Origin of the sequence: Bradyrhizobium sp. WSM2254 (assembly GCF_000472645.1) — a bacterium.
In the GTDB taxonomy this organism is placed as follows: Bacteria; Pseudomonadota; Alphaproteobacteria; order Rhizobiales; family Xanthobacteraceae; genus Bradyrhizobium; species Bradyrhizobium niftali.
Genome location: NZ_AXAB01000053.1, coordinates 48,569 through 67,282 on the forward strand (window position 1 = coordinate 48,569; position 18,714 = coordinate 67,282).

An 18,714-nucleotide genomic window follows, 5' to 3' on the forward strand; every position below is an offset into this window, starting at 1 on the left:
TAGCATATTTTCAAACCATTTTCTAGTTCGAAATATCTAGCATAGATCAATCCACAATTGATTATTTAAGAAAAATATAAACCCAATGCCTTTTGCCTAATCAAGAATTCGCTTGATATGAGCACCGCGACCTTAAAATTCAGCAGCTCATCAGGCACTTGCCTTGAATCCGGCAGGCAGGATGATGGTGGTCTTGCTCAGTGCCGACTTTGGATAAAGCAAAATCAGAATATTGCGCTTGGTGTCGAACGCCTCAGCGACGGCCTCGTGCCGTTGGCCGTTGAGGTCCGTGAGAGCGACCGTTGTGGGGCGCGACATGCGCCGTCCAATCGGAATGATTTTCCCGAGAAAGTGGTCGGCGGTGGTCAAGGCGCATGTCGGTTTGCCGAATTGACTGCGAAAGGAGGGGGACGGCTCAATGCGTCGAACCTGGGCACGAAAGCCTTCGCCTTGCACAAACTCGACCGGTTCAAGCACGTATGAGACGCCTGAGCCTGGCGAGAATGCGTTGAACGAGCGGCGGCGGCCAAAGCATCTGTTCGCCGGCCTTGTGAAGTGCGGCTGCTGTGGCGGCGGCTACACAATGATCTCGAAGGATCTGCTTGGCTGCGCGACGTCGCGGAACAAAGGCACCTGCGACAACCGCCTAAACATCCGGCGCGATGCGTTGGAAGCCTCGGTGCTCAGCGGCCTCCGGACGCATCTTATGGAGCCAGAGTTGTTCAAGGAATTCTGCGACGAGTTCACCCGCGAGGTGAACCGGCTGCGGATTGAACGCAGCGCTAACATCATCGGTCAGCGCAAAGAGTTGGAGCGCGTCCAGCGGGATTTGGATCGCGCGATCCAAGCCATCCTGGATGGCGTGCCCGGCGCTCAGCTCAAGGATAAAATTGGTGGTCTTGAAGCCCGCAAGGCGGAACTGACCGAGCTGCTGGCAAACGCCGAAGGGCCACCGCCCCTTCTGCGTCCGAACATGGCGGAGATCTATCGCCAGCGGATCGCTGCGCTCTATGAGAGCCTGCAGAGCGAGGACGGCAAGGCCGAGGCGGCTGAATCGTTCCGAACACTGGTCGATCAGGTGACGCTTGTGCCTGACCAGGCCGAGCTGGCGATCGTGTTGCGCGGCGACCTGGCCGCGATCCTTCGGTTCGCGGCGAACAAGAAAAACCCCGACGTCCTTTGGGAAGCCGGGGTTTTGGGCGCCTTGCTTTCGCAAGAATCGTTGGTTGCGGGGATAGGATTTGAACCTATGACCTTCAGGTTATGAGGCCAAAGGCCGGAATGAAGCGAAAAGCGCCGCCAGGGCACGTCCCAGATCAATCGAAGCGGTTCGTCCTTTTCGTACGCCACAGCAACCCAGCAGCCATACCTGCGCACATGATTTCTTTCTTACTAGAGCAGCCTACGATCTCATCGCCTCAGACTGATCGTGGTTTGGGACCAAGGCATGAGCGGCAAGGACGAGAAGACTCCGATCGGGGCGTTAGGGTCGCCAATTGGTCGTAAAATGCCGCACGCCACGAAGCGCCATCGCAAGAACCGTGGCATGCCGCCGCCCGCGACGTTCGATATCGATACGCTGCCGGGCAGCTCTAATTTGACATCGCTCGAGGCGGCCGCGGTCATCCGGCGCACGCCCGGAGCGCTGGAGCAATGGCGGCGCGATCCGAACCATCCCCTGAAATGGCGCTACGTCGATGGTCGGCCCCTCTATCGTGTCGATGCGGTGCGGGACTATCTAGCCAAGTGCGATAAGAGCACTAGGACGCCTCAGCCGCATAATGCTCACGGAGACGGCCGAGGAGCTCGGCCTTGATCGGGTCAAGCGGATTCGTCCGCTGCAGGCGCACAATCTTGCCGACCCGTTTCGCGCCGACCAACTCTGCAATGTAGTCGTGAGCCGCTTCGAACGCCATCTTGCGGATGATCCACTGTTCGTCGTGATTGTAGACCTGATCGATTCCGCTAGGCTTTTGCCCAACACACAGCCGCTGGATTTCGTTGTCGTAGCCACAGCGTGACATGATGGTGCGCAAGCTGCGCCTTAAGTCATGCATGGTGAATTTGGCGACGCTCGCTTCCTTGACCAGGCGGTTGACCATCTTGGTGAAGCCGGACATCTGGCCGCCGGTCTTCGGTGACGGGAAGACATAGTCGGAGGTTGCCCGCTGGAAATGCTTCGCAGCCATGAGCACCTCGTCAACCAGGTGAGTGCGTGGCACGTCGTGATGCAGACCCATCTTGGTCCATGCCGCATCGAAGGTAATGCGGTCATCCATGACGTGCTGCGACCACTTGATCATGGTGGGCTCGCTGCGGCGCGGCCCCCCGAGCAGGCAAATGCGTGTCAGGAGACCAAAAGCCCCGAGCTTGCCGGATGCCTGCCAGACCTTGATGATCTCATCATCAGTCAGTGCGCGGCCCTTCGTTCGGCGTCCGACCCTTTGCGCACGGGTTTCTTTGGGCTCGCGATAGCCAGCGAGCACGTTGTGGTCGACATAGCCCTCGCTAACGCACCATTCGAGGAAGGTGTGCACGTGCTTGCGCAAGTCCTTGGCCGCGCCACGCCTGCCGGTCTTCGCAATCTTGTCGACCGCTGCCATAATCTGCCGCCGCGTCAGTTCCCCGACGCCGCTCTCGGCGTGGTCCTTGAGCCCGCGCCGCAGCGCCGACATTGCTGGCTTCCAGTTGACGACTTGACGTCCAGTCAAGGACATCTGGTAGGGACCATCTTCAACGATGAGGATCGCCAGCGTGGTACGCTGCTTCTCGGCTGCCTGTTGCCGCCTCGCCTCGCGCTTCGTTTCATTCGGGTCCACGCCTTTGACGACCTCGCCAGCGGCGATGGTGGCGGCCTTGCGCGCAGCCTTCTCATTATATTTGGGCCACGCACCGAGGGTCTTGCGCTGGGTCCCCCTCACCCCCGGCTTGGTGAAGAGGTAGACCCAGGTCCGACCACCGGTGGCGCGCATGCGCAGGGCGAGGCCGGGCAGCTTGTCGTCGTGGAGATAATGCTGGGCCTTGCCCGGCGGCAGCGTGGCGTTGCGGATCACCGCATCGGTGAGTGTCAGCTGAGTGGCCGGCTCCGTCATGATCCTACTCTTTCTTTGTGCCCTGGTGTGCCCCGCGAGAACGGCAATGAGCCTCAAACAGAACCAGGCCTCAGACCTTTCCCTCACTCTGTGCCCACGCAGGAAAGGATCGACAGACCCCGACAGAACCGGGTCTCAGACCTTCCCCCGTTTTGTGCCCCAAGGGAAAATCTGCAGGGGGCACAACAGGGGCACACAAAATGTAGTGTGGGCCGCTATGGCTCCCAACGGCCAAATATGGCCATAAGCCCCTGCATTGCAGTGACTTTTTATAATCTGACTATGGCTGGATTAGGTCTGCCGAGATCTAGGAATTGTGGTTCACACGGGAGAGGTCCAAGGTTCGATCCCTTGTGCGCCCACCATCCATCTTCCTGAACCCTGCCGGTTGCGGACGATCCTCGACGCTTGGCGGCTATCGGTACCGTCTCGTCAAAAAATCGAAAAACAACCCCATGCACAGTAGCCGACGTCAGTCGGATCAATGGGTTACGTATTTTCCGAATCCGATTGCTCCGTCGGGCAAGACACGGGCATGATGGCATCATCCGGGGGGAGAGTTCCTGAGCCCGTCATTGCGAGCCAACGGGTCCGCGCAAAGCGCGGCCCGATGACAGGCTCCGCGAAGCAATCCAGAATCCCTCCGCGGAAAGACTCTGGATTGCTTCGCTTCCGCCGTCGCTCTTCGAGCTATGGCGGACAAGGCGCTCGCAATGACGGAGCAAGAGATGAGACCGCGCCAGTTCACGGGGACGCAAGCTCTCAAGCCACCCGAGCCGGCCGCAAGGCCGCGTAGAGGCCGACGAGGGTCCCGATGGCGATCAGCCCTGCCGCCAGCAGCAGCTGCAATTCCCCATCATCGGTGGCGCCTACGGACGACACCAGTCTGGTCACGACGACGAACAGAATGCCCACACAGGCCGCTGCACCCACGCAGAGATGGGCGAGCTCTCGCGTCAGGTTCCGGCCGAGAAGTCCGAGCGCCGTGAAATACATCGCACAAGCGTTGGGATGAACGAACAGGGCGACGCGCGCGTAAGGACCGTAGGCGTCGAGGAGAGACTCACACCGGTTCAGCGCCGCTCTTGAGGCAACCCGCTGCAACAGCGGTCTGAAGAAACGAGCCTGTCCGTAACTCAAAACGGCGCCCGCAATGATGGCCAGCCAGGCCACGATAAAAACGGAGACATCCGCAGGCTTCGGATTGAGCGCCACGGACATCAGGATGAGGGCGGTTCCGGGAAAATAGCCGAAATACGGGAAGACCGATTCCAGGAACACGCAGACGAACATGAAGACCAGAAACCATGACGAACCGGTCGCGCCATGGACGATGGCGTTCAAGTCGAAGAGGTCAGTCTTGTACAGGACGAGGTACATGCACATGGCTAGTCCAGCCAGCGCATAAAACGGCAACGCCCCCGACAGAAAACGTCTCATCCAACCATCGGGCTTTGTTGCGCGGGCACAGCGGAGACCATCGATATCAGGACAAGACAAGGAAGACGCATGGCCCATGCTTTAGGCGAATGAGCTTGCTCCTGTCGATAGCAATCCTCGCCTCACCTGCGCGCCCCTACGCGATCGACAAAATCTCGATCTCCTGCGTCCCCGACCCCACGACGTCGCCCACCGCTTTTCCCATCAGCGACCTTGCGACCGGCGAGACGAACGAGATCGAGCCGGCCTTCGGGTCGGCCTCGTCCTCGCCGACGATGCGATAGGTCTGCACGCGGCCGTCAGGGCGGCTGAAGGTCACCGTGCTGCCGAAGGCGACCGTGTCGGTCGAAGCCGGGGTGGGAACGACCTGTGCGGTGCGCAGCCTTTCCGTCAGATAGCGGGCATCGCGCAGGGGGACCGCGGACTGCCGGCGCTTCTCGTTGACGTCGTCGATGGCTTGCGCGGCCTCATAGGCCTCGCGCGCCTGTTGAAGCTGGGTCTGCAATGCCTGCAAGCCGGCTTCGGTCACGAGGTTCGGATGAGGCGAGATCGGCCGATCGGGCAACAGCGTCTCGGACGCCGTCTCGGCGCTTTCTTCCTTGGTAAAGGCAACGCTCAATTCGTAGATCCTGTCGAACTGTCTTGGCTGACGGCGGCGCGTCCGCTCACGGGCGATTGCCCGGACTATATCTCAAGTTGGACGAAACGGCGCAGCTTGAAGACGAGGTCCGGCATGGCCTGGCGGAACCGCGTCGCGTTCTGGAACGTGGTCGAGAACGGCGCGAAGGTGATCATCGCGTTCCAATGCCGGTAGCCATAGACCGTGACCGAGACGCCGGACGCGGGAAAATCGTCCAGCTTGCGCAACTCGCCGAGCACGAGATCGGCAATCGCTTCCGCGGGCAGCAATTGCTTGCCATCCGGTGTCGTGGCGATCTTCGCGGGCGGCTCGACCGGCCTGGTGACTGCCGGCGCGGCATCGGACGCATGATCATCCGGCTTGACTGATGCCGCAGCGGGGATGGGCGCCTCGACCGGGTCAAATCCATTCGTCGGCGCTGTTGGTGGACCCTCGGTGAGCGGCGGCGGTGCGACGATGTCTGCGCGCTTGCCGCCTCCCAGGATGCTGCTGATCATGGCCACAAGGCCAGCATCCTTCACGTCGTCGCTCATCGCTTCCCCCGGCTTCGCCCTACTCTAGCACTGCTCCGGCAGACCGCCACAACGTATCTGTGGTCCGCTTCCCGCCTGGCCAGGGCCGCCTCCGTATGGCACCGGCGGCGCGACGCCGAATCGCGCCGCGCCGCCGTGCGATTCGTCACTGCTTCTCGAACGGAATGTATTGCTGGTACTGCTTGGGCACGGAACTGCGATAGCGCGCGGGCACCGTGCCGGTGTCGACCGAATGATCGATCTCCTGCTGCCGCGTCATCTTCTTCTTCGCCGGCTTCTTCGATGCGCTCTTCTTGGAGTCGGACGGCTGGGCTGACGTGTCGGTGGTCGCGCTCGGCGTTGTCGTCGTCGCGGCCGGCGCGGTGGTCGTCGCCGCAGGTGCGGTGGTCGTCGCCGCAGGCGCTGGGGTCCCGCCGGCGGCCGGCGCGCTCTGCGCCAGCGCGAGCGGTGTTTGCATGAGAAGCGCCAGCGCTGCTGTCGCAGCCAGCAAATATGACCTTTGCATCAGAACCTCCAAAATAACTGTCCCGAATGCGGCAAAGCGTAGGCCTCCGGGAGCGACGTGTGCAAGTCCGCGGACGATAGGCCGGAACCCGGCCTCGAACTGTGGCCGAGATCACATCACTCGCCGCGGCTGGCCTCATCATAGATGCATGTCGAACGCGGCGCCCACCGCGGACACCAGGACGAGCACGACAAAGTGTCGGGCAAATCCCGGCGAACTGACGCGAAGCCGCTTGCGCTGATCGATGACGAGAATGTTATCCGTCATCGCTTCGGGAAAAATTTGCAAAGCGCGGCCGCAGCTTGCTCGCAAAGCGCCTCCCTCTGAAGAACCGCCGATGCCGGACAAGTGTGATCTATCTCGCTTGTTGCGGGTGCGATCTAGCCTAGCCTGCATACTCCAGCGCGAACAACTTCAGCTTGACTTGTATCCATCGTGACTTTTCAGGGAGGTCTCATGAGCAGCCGCCACAGCATTGTTCCGCGCGGTCTGAACGCAACGCGCTCGCCGCTTTCGCAAGGCCGCTTCGGCCGCATGTTTCGCAAGCTCACACCGGCAAAGTTCGGCCTCAACGACGCCGACAACATCGCGAACCTTTCGGCGCTGGCCGACAAGATGGTCGGGACGTTCGATGCGCCGAAGGACGGACCGGACGCGGAGGAGAGCGGCATTCCTTCGCTCTACACTTATTTCGGCCAGTTCATCGACCACGACATCACGTTCGATCCGGTCAGCTCGCTGACCAAGCAGCAGGACCCCGACGGGCTCGTCGACTTCCGCACGCCGGCGCTCGATCTGGACAATCTCTACGGCCGCGGTCCGAACGACCAGCCCTACATGTATGACGGCATCAAGTTCCGCCTCGGCGAGAAGCTGACTGGCGCGGGCGTGCCCGATGCCAGCGACCTGCCCCGCTTCAAGGGCCGTGCGCTGATCGGCGATCCCCGCAACGACGAGAACAGCATCGTCTCGCAGTTCCAGGCCCTGATGCTGCGCTTTCACAACCGCATGGTCGACGACAATGACAGCCTGTCGTTCGAGGAGGTGCAGCAGCGCGTCCGCTTCCACTATCAATACGTCGTCATGAACGACTTCCTGCCGCGTATCGTCCACGCCAGCGTGCTGGACGAGCTGAGAACCGCCGGCCGCTACGACCGCAGCAAGCTCGCCTACTACCACTGGAAGACCTACCCCTTCATGCCGGTCGAGTTCTCGGTCGCGGCCTACCGGCTCGGGCACTCCATGATCCGCCCCGGCTATCGGCTGAACGATGCGGCCAACATGCTGTTGCAGATCTTCCCCGATCCCCACAATCCCGACCACAATGCGCTGACCGGCTTCCGTGCCATGGGTCCGGGGCGCGCCATGGACTGGGGCCGCTTCATCGATCTCGACACGCGTCCCTATGGCGTCGAGGACGACGACACCAATGCCGACAACAACAGGCGGCTTCAGTTCGCCTACCGCATCGATGCGTCGCTGGTCGATCCGCTGCGCAAGCTGCCGCCGGAAGTCGCATCCAATCCGTCGTCGCTCGCGCTGCGCAATCTCGAGCGCAGCTGGCGGCTCGGGCTGCCCTCGGGCCAGGCCGTTGCCAGGGCGATGAATCTGACGCCGCTGACGGACGACCAGATCATCATCGGCAAGGCCGTTGACGAGCCGGGACCGGACGATCCGCAAGTTCAGATCGCCTCGATCGCGAACGGCGTGTTCGCCGGCAATTGCCCGCTCTGGGCCTACATCCTGGCCGAGGCACGGCAGTTCCAGACCGCCGTCACGATCCCGGCCACCGGCGCGCCCGGCCCCATCAACACGCCGCAGCTCGGCCCCGTCGGCGGTCGCATCGTGGCCGAGGTCTTCCTGGGCATGATGTTCGGCGACCATTCCTCGGTGCTGTCACTCGACCCGCAATGGACACCGGTGACCGGCGAGAGCTTCGCGCTGAGGGATCTCGTGGCCTACGCGCTCGGCCAGGGCGATCCCCTGCACTGAGAGCGTGACGGAAGATGGTACAAAGGCCGCTCGTGTCGTGCGAGCGGCCTTTTGGCCATCTTGCCCCGACGAGGAGAGGTGACTGAGGTCCTCGCGCGCATCAAGCCAAACGCCGCGCGAGCGGCAGGTTCTTTGAACTTGTCATTCGGGGTAATATTGACAAGGAGATCGCCGGCTTTGGGCGCAACAGAGCGCACGATGACGTGCATACCGCCACGGCTGCAGCACTGACATCTTCGCGAAGCACCTTGCGGCGCACCTACGGAACAGCATTACATCTGAGAAATTCGCGGAACGAAAAGGCTCATCAGTCTTTCTCTGACCTTCGGGAGGTGCCCCATGACTTCTCAGGCCATAGAAGGCGCATGTGCGTTCGCCTGGCGGAACTACCTGCTGCTCCATAGTGGCATTAGTGAGAACGACAACACGCGTTCCGCCCTCGTTCGCTACGTCACCAATCTTCGCGATACCGGCGAATATGATTTCGATCTCTTGCAAATAGCAGCGGTCGCTTACCTGAAAAAGCTGGACGAACTGCATGACGACCGAGGTGCGAGACTCGCGGCAGATCAGGCTTTGGCCGAGCGGTTAGCATCACGTGGTGCACAACCTGGCAGGTAGCTTTGGGCTTGATCACCAGAACAGAAGGAGCAAGCAGCCATGGCAGACAACACCTCTAACTCAGACCGTCTCGCGCGCGACGCCCAAAAGCGCACAACCGCAGCCACAGAAATCGGCATGATTGCCTTGAAGCCAATTATGCATTTTCAGGTCGCAATGCTGAGGATGTGGGCCGACAGCATCGAAAGGTTCGCGGGCAATTACGAAAAGGGATTCGAAGAAACCGTGACCGCAGTCGAGGAACAGTCCGACAAGGATCGCGCCGCGTAAATCAACGCAATCGTTCGGCGGAGTCCGAGTTGGGTCAAACTGAGAAGTCCGGGCGCTGAGCCGGCAGGTCGGCTTTACCCCCAACTCCAGACAAACCGCTGCATCGGACTAACTGACGCGATGGGCCAACAGCAGACATCTTCATAACTCGATTGATGACGAGTTTAAACTTGCTTGGCGCTTGCACCTGGAGATCGGTCGGGTTGGCGCCACGCGGGATAAGGCTGACATGAGGCCAACCCGACGATTGGCGCATCGCGACCCATAGGTCCCATCGCCTACGCTGGGACAACGTCGGCGGCGGGATTGGGCGCGGCTCCCCGATGGACGTTTATGGCTACGTGCCAAGTGACGCGATGATCGAAGGCGAGTTGGCCCATTCAATTGCCCTGTTGTGGGTACCTCGTTTGGATGGCTAGTTCTTGGTCATTTGCGCGATAAACTTGTGGCACCGAGCGCGCCTACAGGGGCGCATACGGGGGCAGTGACTATATGGTCCAGCTCTCCTCGCGGCAGACCCAGCTCCACCATTCCGGGAGGAGAGATATGACCCCGATCCGTTCCATTTGCGTCGCGATTCTGGTAATCTTTGCGTCAGCGACGACGTCTCTCGCTGGATCACCTGAAGAGGATATCAAGAGCGCGTACGCGGGGTGGGACGCTGCCTTCGGTAAAGGAGACGCAAAGGCTATCGCCGCATTCTATGCTGACGACGCGATCTTTCTTCCGGCCAGCCATGAAGTTATCAAAGGGCCGGCCGGCGTGGAAAAATTCTTCAGCGGCATTTTCGCGGGAGGCGCGACGGGCCATAAGCTCGAAGTTGTTGAGGCGCATGGCAACGGCACGCTGCTTTTCGGTGCAGCGAAGTGGTCGGCCAAAGGCAAGGACGCCAGTGGAAAAGATCAGCCGTGGGGCGGCCTTGCGACGCATATCTTTGAGCGGCAGAGTGATGGCAGCCTGAGGATCAAGCTGCACACGTTCAATTAAACGTCTTGATCGCTGGTCTAACTGGGCCGCGGGCAGAGCAACAAAACATTCTGTCCGGCCCCTCCTATAGCCTGACGACCGACGACTCCGAAAGCCAAGTGTCGTATGGAGTGCTCAAGCTGTAAGGCCACCATTCCAGAGGGCAGCAAGTTCTGCATTGAATGCGGGGCAGTGGTCTCGGTCGCGTGCCCGACTTGTCAAAACATTAATCCACCGCAAGCCAAGTTCTGCCGGAAGTGCGGGGGCCGGCTGGTCATTGACGCCACGATCAATCGCACGGAGCCGCTGTCGGCCACGCCGCCGATATCTGGACTGACGACACTCTCCGCGGAGCGTCGGCAGGTCACGGTGATGTTTTGCGATCTTGTCGGTTCGACCGCGCTCGCCACTCGGCTCGACCCTGAAGATTTGCGAGATGTGATCGCAGCCTATCATCGTTGCGTCGCGAGTAAGGTCGCCTCCTGGGACGGTTTCGTCGCAAAGTATATGGGCGATGGCGTGCTCATCTATTTCGGATATCCGCAGGCGCATGAAGATGATGCAGAGCGGGCAGTCCAGACCGCTTTGGCCATTATCAGGGCGATCAAAGAGGTCGAAGCGCCTGACCGACTTGAGGTACGGGTTGGCATAGCCACGGGGCTTGTGGTTGTTGGAGACCTGGTTGGCGAGAATGAGTCTCAGGAGCGTGGAATTGTCGGAGAAACGCCCAATCTGGCAGCGCGACTACAAGCCCTGGCGGAACCCGGCGCTGTCGTTATCGAGCCAAGCACGCGCCTTCTGGTCGGTAAATTGTTCGACTACCAAGACCTTGGAGATGTTCCGCTCAAGGGATTTTCTGAACCAGTTCGTGCCTATGAGGTCATCGGGACGAGCGCTGTCGAGAGTCGCTTCGAGGCGCTTCACGCGACGGGCCTCGCGCCGCTCGTTGGCCGCGACGAGGAGATCGAGCTGCTGCTGCGCCGTTGGGCCAAGGCGAAAGCCGGTGACGGCCAAGCAGTTCTGATTTCCGGCGAGCCAGGAATCGGCAAGTCGCGTCTCGCAGCGACGATTGTCGAGCGAATCGGCCGAGAACCGCACACCCGCTTACGTTTCTTTTGTTCACCCCACCACACGGACAGCGCCTTTCACCCCATTATTAGCCAGCTCGAGCGAGCTGCCCGCTTGCAGCGCGATGACGATGCGCATGCCAAGGTCAACAAGCTCGGTGCTCTGCTCTCACAAGGATCGGCTCGGCCAGACGACTATCGGCTTATCGCGGACCTGCTATCCCTGCCCGACGTAGGACGATACCCGGCGCTTCAGCTCAGCCCACAGCAGCGCCGGCAGCGGACGATCGATGCGCTCATGCGACAACTCGAAGGTCTCGCCCAACACCAACCCGTCCTGCAGATTTTCGAAGACGTACATTGGGCCGATCCGACGAGCCTCGACTTACTCGACCGCAATGTCGAGTTGATCCGGAAGGTGCCGGTGCTGCTTCTTATAACATTCCGGCCTGAGTTCAATCCGCCGTGGGTCGGCGAGCCTCATGTCACGGTCATGACTTTGGGTCGGCTCGGTCAGCGCGAGGGCGCAGCACTAATTGAGGGGGTCGCTGGAGGCCGGATGCCTCCCGAAATGGTCGGTGAGATCGTCGAGCGTACCGACGGCGTGCCTCTATTCGTCGAGGAGTTAACGAAGGCGGTGTTGGAAGCCGGTATCGATGGAGCCGCCGCGGCGAGCACATTATCGATGGTTCCGTCGCGTAGCGTGCCCGCTAGTCTGCATGCGTCGCTGATGGCCCGGCTCGATCGGCTCGGTCCGGGCAAAGAACTCGCTCAGATCGGCGCGGCCATCGGGCGAGAGTTCTCATACGAGCTGCTCGCGGCGGTCTCCTCGCATTCAGAGGCAGCATTGCGCGCCGGCGTAAAAAAGATCATTGCTTCCGGTCTGGTCCTTTGCCGTGGCACGCCGCCCGACTCGTCATACCTGTTCAAGCATGCGCTCGTGCAGGATGCCGCCTATGGCACGCTCTTGCGCCGAACGCGGCAACAACTACATGCCCGAATTGCCGAGGCGCTCGAAACGCAATTTCCCGATCAGGCGAAGCGAGAGCCGGAAGTTTTGGGACGCCATTTCTCCGAAGCCCAGTGCCCAGACCGCGCCGCCGGCTATTGGCTCAAAGCGGGAAGGCAAGCGGCAGAGCGGTCCGCCAATTTGGAAGCCATCAGGCATCTCTCCAGAGCGCTCGAGTCACTAAAGATGCTGCCGGAGAGTCCCGAGCGGGATCGACAGGAACTGATCGTTCAAAGTGCAATCGGAACACCCCTGATTGCGGTTCACGGCTATGCCGGTCCGGAGACCGGGATAGCATTCAGCCGGGCGCGCGAACTCGGAGCACGCCTTGGAGATGCTGACGCCTTGTTTTCGACCCTCAGTGGACAATGGGCCTTTCACTTTGTGCGCGGCGATCACGAGAACATACGCGAGCTGGCCGCCGAGGCACAGCGTAGAGCCCAGGAAATGCACGATGAAGCGCTGGAGCTCGCGGGGTACCGTGTTTCAGGGCTCAATGCTCTTTACTTCGGGGAATTCGAGCAGGCCAGGTCCGATTTTGAGACCATTCTTCGTGTCTATGACACTAGCCGACATCGCCCGCCACCGGTGCACTACGTTCATGACCCGAAGTTCTATGCGATCGCGTATCTTCCGGTCATTTATTGGATTCTGGGGTTTCCCGATCGGGCACGGAGCTGGCAGCGAGCGGCGCTGGACTATGCGGCCGAATTGAATCAGGCCGTTCTCAACACTCACGTAAGAATTTACGGAGGCGCTGGCCTCGACGAACTGATCCTCAACGTGGCCTCCACGCGCAGCTATGCTGATGCAATCGTAGACCTCGCTGATCAACATAACCTGCGATACTTCCGGCTGAGCGGCCTGATCCTTAGGGGTTGGACTATGGCCCAAGAGGGAGATGGAAAAGACGGCCTAGCGCTGATGCGTCGCAGCGCCACAGAGCGGCTAGCCATGGGAGTCAGCTGGTACCAGATCCGGTATCTGTGCATGTTGGCGCAGAGTTATCGGCGACATGGGCGCGCCGAGGAGGGTCTGGTCGCCATCGCGGAAGCCAAGGACATCCGTGCGCTCACTGAGGAACATATATGGGCGGCCGAACTCAACCGGATCGAAGGCGAGCTACGGCGCATCCAAGGAGCCGCCCCAGTCGAGGTCGAGAGGCTCTTTCAGAACGCGCTCGCGATTGCGCGAGATCAGAAAGCCAAATCCTTCGAGCTTCGAGCCGCGATCAGCTTGGCGCGATTGCGGCGTGATCAAGGGCATCCTACCGAAGCCAAAGACCTGTTGGCGCCGATCTACGACTGGTTCAAAGAGGGATTTGATACGCCAGATCTTGCTGACGCAAAGGCGTTGTTGCAAGACTTGTGAGTCATTCGGCGTGCAAATTTTTGGCTCTGACTTAAATTTTTGATGCAGTTTTGCGAATTTCATAATGCTCGTGGGTGCGACATGCACTATGGACTACGGCACGGGCGACGGCCGCTTTGGGTCAAAAGCGGTCATTGCCGGAGGGCGCTTGATACGTCTGCCAAGGGCCCAACAGCGGAAAGTCGCCGGTCCGCTTCTTCAATCGCCTGATCGACACCAGTCGACATGTTGATTCAAATCAATGGTCATCCCGGCGCTCCGGGATCAATGGCCGCGGATGCCACTTCATCCTCACGGGAGACGAGCATGCGGATGTTGGCTGTCGCTGCTGTCCTGAGCCTGACGCCGGTTACGGCCTTCGCCGCCTCCGAGTGCCGGGTCACCGGTCATCCGTCCGCGTTTGGCGTCGACATGACGGCCTACTTCGCGGTCAGGTCGGGTGAAACGTGCAATTTCCCGATGCGAATTCCGGGAGCGATGCTTAGCTCGGGCGTTTCGCAGAAGCCTGCGCACGGGACGCTCAGACAGATCAACGTAACGACGTTCAGGTACACCGCGGCATCCGGTTACAAGGGCAACGATACGTTCGCCATCTATGGTGTAGGAAAGGGTCCATACGGGTCAGGCAAATCGGTCATGACGGTGAATGCAACGATCGAGTAGGGGCGGCAAACGAACCATCCGAGGCCGTTGGGCAAGCCCCGACCACTCTGCGTCATGAGCAGTCGCCGCCGGCCAAGCGGAGCGACCTCCGCTTTGTCCTCGACATCCGATGTTAGAAGTCCACGCCTAATGCGCGGCTCCGAGGCCGAGCTCCGCGAGGCGCGTTGCGAACCAGCGCGAGAGCGGCTCATCCACGAGGCCGCCGACATAGACCTCCGACATCGTCGCATGGTGCTTGTCCAGCACCAGCAGCACGCCGATCCAACAGGCGAACCAGACATGCGGATCGGTCAGCGCCCGCAGCTTGTGCTGGTCGTGCGTCACCGGCGTGTGATTGCTCGCCTTGCGAATCTCGACCGCGAGCAGGTTGTTGGGGATCTCGCGCTGATGCACGACGACATCGGGGTAGATCGACTTGTCCAGGTGATCGTCGGTCGAGATGATGGTGCCGTGCGGCAGGTGCAGCGTGCGCTCGCCGAGCCGGTCGTAGTTGCAATCGACCGACCAGCCGGAGAACTGCTTCTCCAGATGCACGGCGAAGCGATGCGTGATCGCGCGCTCGCCGATGTCCTTTTCGAACAGGAATCCCTCGTGGGCGTAAAAATCCCGGAGCGTCGCGATCACCTTGTTCAGCTCGGTCTGCATCTTGCCCCCCGGCCCTCGGCGCTCCCTATGCTGCGCCCTACATCTGAACTTCGATCAGCCGCGGCCCGGGCTCGGCGACGGCTTCGGCGAGCGCCTTGTTGAATTCGTCGGCATTGGTGACGGCGCGGCCGGGCACGCCCATGCCCTTGGCCAGCGCCACGAAATCGAGTGTCGGACGGTCGAGCCGCAGCATGTCGTTGGCACGCTGGCCGGGCTCGCCGGCGCCGACATTGTCGAACTCGCCGCGCAGGATCTGGTAGATGCGGTTGGCGAACACGATGGTGACGATGTTGAGGTTCTCTCTCGCCTGCGTCCACAGCGACTGGATCGTGTACATCGCGCTGCCGTCGCCGACCATGGTGATGACCTTGCGGTCCGGGCAGGCGATCGCGGCGCCGATCGAGAGCGGCGTGGAGAAGCCGATCGAGCCGCCCATGTTCTGCAGCCAGTCGTGCGGCGCTGCCGCCGCCGTCGGCGGGAAGAAGGCGCGGCCGGTGGTGAGCGACTCGTCGACCATGATCGCATTCTCGGGGATCGCATAGGCGATCGCCTGCGCGATCGACGCGTGGGTCAGCGCGCCGGTCGGCTTGACCAACTCAGCCGAGGCCTGCGGCTTGACGTCCTTGGCGCTCGCCTTCACCGCGCCCGCAAGCGCTTCCAGCGCCGCGACCGAATTCTCGCCCCAGGAGGTCATGCGATGGACGTCGCAGCCTTCGGGCCTCAGCACGCTCGGCTTGTTCGGATAGGCGAAGAACGCCACGGGATCGTCGGACTCGACCAGCACGATATGGCGGAACTTCGCCAGCATCGGCAGCGCGTTCTCGATCACGTAGTGGATGCGGTCGATCGAGAAGCGGCCGCGGCCACGCGCCATCTTGGGACGGAAGGTCGGACCCATCACGGTGCAGCCGGTCTTGGCCGCGATGCGCTCGGCCAGCGCCAGGCCCTGCTCGGAGAGCGCGCTGCCGGTCATCAGCAGCAGCGTGCCCTCGCCGTCGCCGTGCAGGATTTTTGCGGCCTGCTCGACCGCCTGCGGCGAATAGCTCGCGCGCTGCTGCTCGGCCGGGACCTCGGCGATGCCGTCGGCTTCGTTCCAGGCGGTGTCGGCGGGCAGGATCAGGGTCGCGACCTGCGGCGGCGCGCTTTTGGCGGCGGCAATCGCAGCGGCACCGTCGGCGGCAACCGATTTGGAATCCGGCGAGGTGCGGACCCAGGACGACATCGGCCGGGCGAGGCCCTCGATGTCAGAGGTCAGCGGCGCGTTGTAGCCGATATGGTAGACCGCGTGCTGGCCGACGATGTTGACGATGCCGGAATTGGCCTTCTTGGCGTTGTGCAGATTGGCAAGGCCGTTGGCGAGGCCGGGACCGAGATGCAGCAGGGTCGAAGCCGGCGTGCCCTTCATGCGGAAATAGCCGTCGGCAGCGCCCGTCACCACGCCCTCGAACAGGCCGAGCACGCAGCGCATGCCGGGCACGCGGTCGAGCGCTGCGACAAAATGCATCTCGGAGGTGCCCGGGTTGGTGAAGCAGACATCCACCCCACCCTTGACCATCGTCCGCACCAGGCTTTCCGCACCGTTCATCCCAAAGCTCCCGCAACCGGCAATATCCAATGATCCGTCCGATCAATCATTGTTTGCTCGTCTCGTCAAAGCAATAGCCGGCATCGCGGCCCTGCCCCGCATGACGACGCGCTGGTTTGGCTAACGCCCCGTTCCGATGGAATCGGAACGGGGCATTAGCTTCTTGTTTTGGCGCGTTTTCTTTATGCGAACCGGTATCCACTTCGCTTTGAAAACGCTCTAATGTTTTCCGGCAGATTGGCCCGGTTGCCGATTTGGTAACGGCATTCGTTAAGGTTGACCTGCCTCACGGGGCCGTGGCTTGCGAAATGCCGGCAAATATGGCCTGTGACGTTCGTTGAACCGATTTTTTGCTGGGGGAAACAATGATCCGGTTTTTTGCCGCGCCGATTGCCGCCATGGCGCTCTTGCTGGCTGGTGCGGCCGACGCATCCGCGGCGGGGATGATAGACTTCACAGGCACCAGCTCAACCGGCTATCTCGGCGGCGGCGGCGCGAGCCCGATTCCCCGCTCCACCGTGATGTATCCGACCAATTACGCGCCCGGCACGGTCGTGGTGAACACGACCGAGCGCCGGCTCTACCTGGTGCTCCAGAACGGCCAGGCGCTGCGCTACGGTATCGGCGTCGGCCGCGACGGCTTCCGCTGGGGCGGGGTGCACAGGATCACCGCCAAGAAGGAGTGGCCGGACTGGACGCCGCCGTCGCAGATGCTGGCCCGCCGGCCCGACCTGCCGCGCCACATGAAGGGCGGCATCGAGAATCCGCTCGGCGCGCGCGCGATGTATCTCGGCTCGACGCTGTACCGCATCCACGGCTCCAACGAGCCGGAGACGATCGGCCAGGCGGTATCTTCAGGCTGCTTCCGCATGACCAATGACGACGTCAGCGACCTCTACAGCCGCGTCTCGGTCGGCACCACCGTGGTCGTGCTCAACAATTAGCCGGCCGGCCAACTGCGGGAACCCGCGGGGCGCGTGAATTTGCGGTCTTGTGCGCGCGACGCGAATACGGCAGCGTCGGGTGACGATGAGCGCATTGAACCCACCCGCGCGTGGCCTTCGCATCGCCCTCCTGGCGCTCGCAGCGCTCACCTGTGTGCCTGACACCGCTACCATGGCCGCCGCGGGCGAATTGCCCGCGATCGCCTCGCGCCAGCGCACCGAGAAGAAGAGCTTTACCGACAGCGAGATCGTCGAGGGCTTTCTCAAGACCGCTTTCGGCGCCGAGTACCATCTCGCCGGCCGCGTCGACCGCATCCGCAAGTTCGACGGGCCGGTGCGCGTGTTCGCCGAGAGCGACCGCGCCGATCGCAAGACGCAGCTCGCCAAGGTCGTCGCCGACATCGGCAAGCGGATTCAGCATCTCGACATCGCCATGACCGACAGCAGCGAGGCGGCGAACGTGCGGGTGAAGCTCGTGCGCGACCGCGATCTCTTCCGCACCATCTCGAGCTTCTACGGCGCGGAGAAGGCGCGCGAGATCCGCACCTCGCTCGATCCGCAATGCCTGTCCGGCTTCCGCAAGAACGACAATTTCGAGATCGAGCATTCCGACGTCATCCTCACCGTCGACAACGGCGACTTCACCTTCCTCGACTGCGCCTATGAGGAGCTGTTGCAGTCGCTCGGTCCGATCAACGACACGACGAGCGTGCCCTGGACCATGTTCAACGACAACGTCTCGATGGGCTATTTCGACGTCTACGACCAATACATCCTCAACCTGCTCTACGACCCCCGCATCAAGGCCGGCATGACCGTGCCGGAGGTCAAGGCGGTGCTGCCCGACGTGCTCGCCGACGTGCGCGCGTGGGTGAAGCGGGTGAATGATCTCAAGGAGTGAGGGATTCTTACCCTCTCCCCTTGTGGGAGAGGGTGGCTTCGCGATAGCGAAGCCGGGTGAGGGGTCTCTCTCCGCGAGCGAACCTCTCGCATTCGAGCATGCGGATGTAACCCCTCATCCGGCGCCATAGCCGAAGCCTTGCTTCGGCGTTCTTAAGAACGGCGGCCAAAGGGCCGCCTACGCCACCTTCTCCCACAAGGGGCCTGTTGCGTAATTCGTCAATTGTGATTCCCTAGGGCAAAGCCTTGGAGGGTGGCGATGGCGGTTAAGCAGACGGGACAGCCGAGCTTTGTGGAAGCGCTGATGCCGAAGGGGGCCGGCGCCAATGCGGCGCTGGATCGGCTGGCTGGCCTGGTCAAGTGGTACCGGTTCGAGAAGCTGATCGGCCATTTGCGGGATGAGGGGAGTCCCGGTCGGCCAGGCTATCCGGTGCTGGTGCTGTTTCGTGCCGTGCTGTTGCAGTCGCTCTA

The 18,714-nt window shown here is 61.6% G+C and carries 19 protein-coding genes and 1 pseudogene; 11 read left to right on the top strand and 9 right to left on the bottom strand.

Annotated elements, in window-relative coordinates; all coding sequences use genetic code 11:
- Nucleotides 1-150: 150 nt before the first annotated feature.
- On the bottom strand, nucleotides 151-477 hold the full coding sequence (locus A3M7_RS0132220; RefSeq protein WP_198033838.1) for a hypothetical protein: 327 nt from the start codon (nucleotides 475-477) through the stop codon (nucleotides 151-153).
- 31 nt (nucleotides 478-508) lie between these two features.
- Between A3M7_RS0132220 and A3M7_RS45220 the strand changes: the two genes are divergently transcribed.
- Nucleotides 509-1,267: a zinc ribbon domain-containing protein gene (locus tag A3M7_RS45220; protein WP_245284360.1), complete on the top strand. Its 759-nt coding sequence runs from the start codon at nucleotides 509-511 to the stop codon at nucleotides 1,265-1,267.
- 180 nt (nucleotides 1,268-1,447) lie between these two features.
- A complete protein-coding gene (locus A3M7_RS47445) occupies nucleotides 1,448-1,816 on the top strand; it encodes a hypothetical protein (RefSeq protein WP_198033837.1) in 369 nt (122 codons plus the stop codon).
- Here A3M7_RS47445 and A3M7_RS0132230 read toward each other — a convergent pair.
- The 6 genes from A3M7_RS0132230 to A3M7_RS49050 form a co-directional block, all read right to left on the bottom strand.
- Nucleotides 1,761-3,092 carry an integrase arm-type DNA-binding domain-containing protein gene (locus A3M7_RS0132230; protein ID WP_027547625.1) on the bottom strand — a complete coding sequence of 444 codons (1,332 nt, stop codon included), beginning with the start codon at nucleotides 3,090-3,092 and terminating at the stop codon, nucleotides 1,761-1,763. The two genes, A3M7_RS47445 and A3M7_RS0132230, sit on opposite strands and share 56 nt — an antisense overlap.
- A gap of 762 nt (nucleotides 3,093-3,854) precedes the next feature.
- Nucleotides 3,855-4,532, bottom strand: coding sequence for a hypothetical protein (locus tag A3M7_RS0132235; protein WP_027547626.1), 678 nt, complete (start codon nucleotides 4,530-4,532; stop codon nucleotides 3,855-3,857).
- A gap of 136 nt (nucleotides 4,533-4,668) precedes the next feature.
- Nucleotides 4,669-5,151, bottom strand: a complete 483-nt coding sequence (gene greA / locus A3M7_RS0132240) for a transcription elongation factor GreA (RefSeq protein WP_027547627.1) — start codon at nucleotides 5,149-5,151, stop codon at nucleotides 4,669-4,671.
- Nucleotides 5,152-5,216: 65 nt separating this feature from the next.
- Entirely contained in the window at nucleotides 5,217-5,705 is a 489-nt protein-coding gene (locus A3M7_RS0132245; protein WP_027547628.1) for a hypothetical protein, read from the bottom strand.
- Between the two features lie 145 nt (nucleotides 5,706-5,850).
- Nucleotides 5,851-6,210, bottom strand: coding sequence for a hypothetical protein (locus A3M7_RS0132250; RefSeq protein ID WP_027547629.1), 360 nt, complete (start codon nucleotides 6,208-6,210; stop codon nucleotides 5,851-5,853).
- 138 nt (nucleotides 6,211-6,348) lie between these two features.
- Nucleotides 6,349-6,558: a hypothetical protein gene (locus A3M7_RS49050; RefSeq protein WP_156937034.1), complete on the bottom strand. Its 210-nt coding sequence runs from the start codon at nucleotides 6,556-6,558 to the stop codon at nucleotides 6,349-6,351.
- Between the two features lie 108 nt (nucleotides 6,559-6,666).
- On the opposite strand from A3M7_RS49050, the gene A3M7_RS0132260 reads away from it, so the two are divergent.
- From A3M7_RS0132260 to A3M7_RS49055, 6 genes are all read left to right on the top strand, one after another.
- Nucleotides 6,667-8,202 (top strand): heme peroxidase family protein, encoded by a 1,536-nt coding sequence (locus tag A3M7_RS0132260; RefSeq protein ID WP_027547630.1) that lies wholly within the window; start codon nucleotides 6,667-6,669, stop codon nucleotides 8,200-8,202.
- 339 nt (nucleotides 8,203-8,541) lie between these two features.
- Complete coding sequence (locus tag A3M7_RS47450) at nucleotides 8,542-8,823, top strand: hypothetical protein (RefSeq protein ID WP_084302714.1); 282 nt, start codon at nucleotides 8,542-8,544, stop codon at nucleotides 8,821-8,823.
- Nucleotides 8,824-8,862: 39 nt separating this feature from the next.
- Nucleotides 8,863-9,093, top strand: coding sequence for a hypothetical protein (locus A3M7_RS0132265; RefSeq protein ID WP_027547631.1), 231 nt, complete (start codon nucleotides 8,863-8,865; stop codon nucleotides 9,091-9,093).
- Nucleotides 9,094-9,648: 555 nt separating this feature from the next.
- The gene (locus tag A3M7_RS0132270; protein ID WP_371090223.1) at nucleotides 9,649-10,080 is read left to right on the top strand and encodes a nuclear transport factor 2 family protein; all 432 of its coding nucleotides are present in this window, start codon (nucleotides 9,649-9,651) and stop codon (nucleotides 10,078-10,080) included.
- 105 nt (nucleotides 10,081-10,185) lie between these two features.
- A complete protein-coding gene (locus A3M7_RS0132275) occupies nucleotides 10,186-13,506 on the top strand; it encodes an adenylate/guanylate cyclase domain-containing protein (RefSeq protein WP_049823804.1) in 3,321 nt (1,106 codons plus the stop codon).
- A gap of 306 nt (nucleotides 13,507-13,812) precedes the next feature.
- The gene (locus A3M7_RS49055) at nucleotides 13,813-14,169 is read left to right on the top strand and encodes a hypothetical protein (RefSeq protein WP_245284362.1); all 357 of its coding nucleotides are present in this window, start codon (nucleotides 13,813-13,815) and stop codon (nucleotides 14,167-14,169) included.
- Nucleotides 14,170-14,295: 126 nt separating this feature from the next.
- Here A3M7_RS49055 and A3M7_RS0132285 read toward each other — a convergent pair whose 3' ends face one another.
- Together A3M7_RS0132285 and A3M7_RS0132290 are read right to left on the bottom strand one after the other, a co-directional pair.
- Nucleotides 14,296-14,814, bottom strand: a complete 519-nt coding sequence (locus tag A3M7_RS0132285; RefSeq protein ID WP_027547634.1) for a hypothetical protein — start codon at nucleotides 14,812-14,814, stop codon at nucleotides 14,296-14,298.
- A gap of 37 nt (nucleotides 14,815-14,851) precedes the next feature.
- On the bottom strand, nucleotides 14,852-16,399 hold the full coding sequence (locus tag A3M7_RS0132290) for an acetolactate synthase large subunit (RefSeq protein WP_027547635.1): 1,548 nt from the start codon (nucleotides 16,397-16,399) through the stop codon (nucleotides 14,852-14,854).
- Nucleotides 16,400-16,842: 443 nt separating this feature from the next.
- Here A3M7_RS0132290 and A3M7_RS0132295 point away from each other — a divergent pair, with 443 nt between their 5' ends.
- From A3M7_RS0132295 to A3M7_RS0132305, 3 genes and pseudogenes are all read left to right on the top strand, one after another.
- Nucleotides 16,843-17,343: a L,D-transpeptidase gene (locus tag A3M7_RS0132295; protein ID WP_371090224.1), complete on the top strand. Its 501-nt coding sequence runs from the start codon at nucleotides 16,843-16,845 to the stop codon at nucleotides 17,341-17,343.
- A gap of 85 nt (nucleotides 17,344-17,428) precedes the next feature.
- Nucleotides 17,429-18,244 (top strand): DUF2927 domain-containing protein, encoded by an 816-nt coding sequence (locus tag A3M7_RS0132300; RefSeq protein WP_027547637.1) that lies wholly within the window; start codon nucleotides 17,429-17,431, stop codon nucleotides 18,242-18,244.
- Between the two features lie 258 nt (nucleotides 18,245-18,502).
- A pseudogene (locus tag A3M7_RS0132305) lies at nucleotides 18,503-18,714 on the top strand (IS5/IS1182 family transposase); the annotation flags it as partial.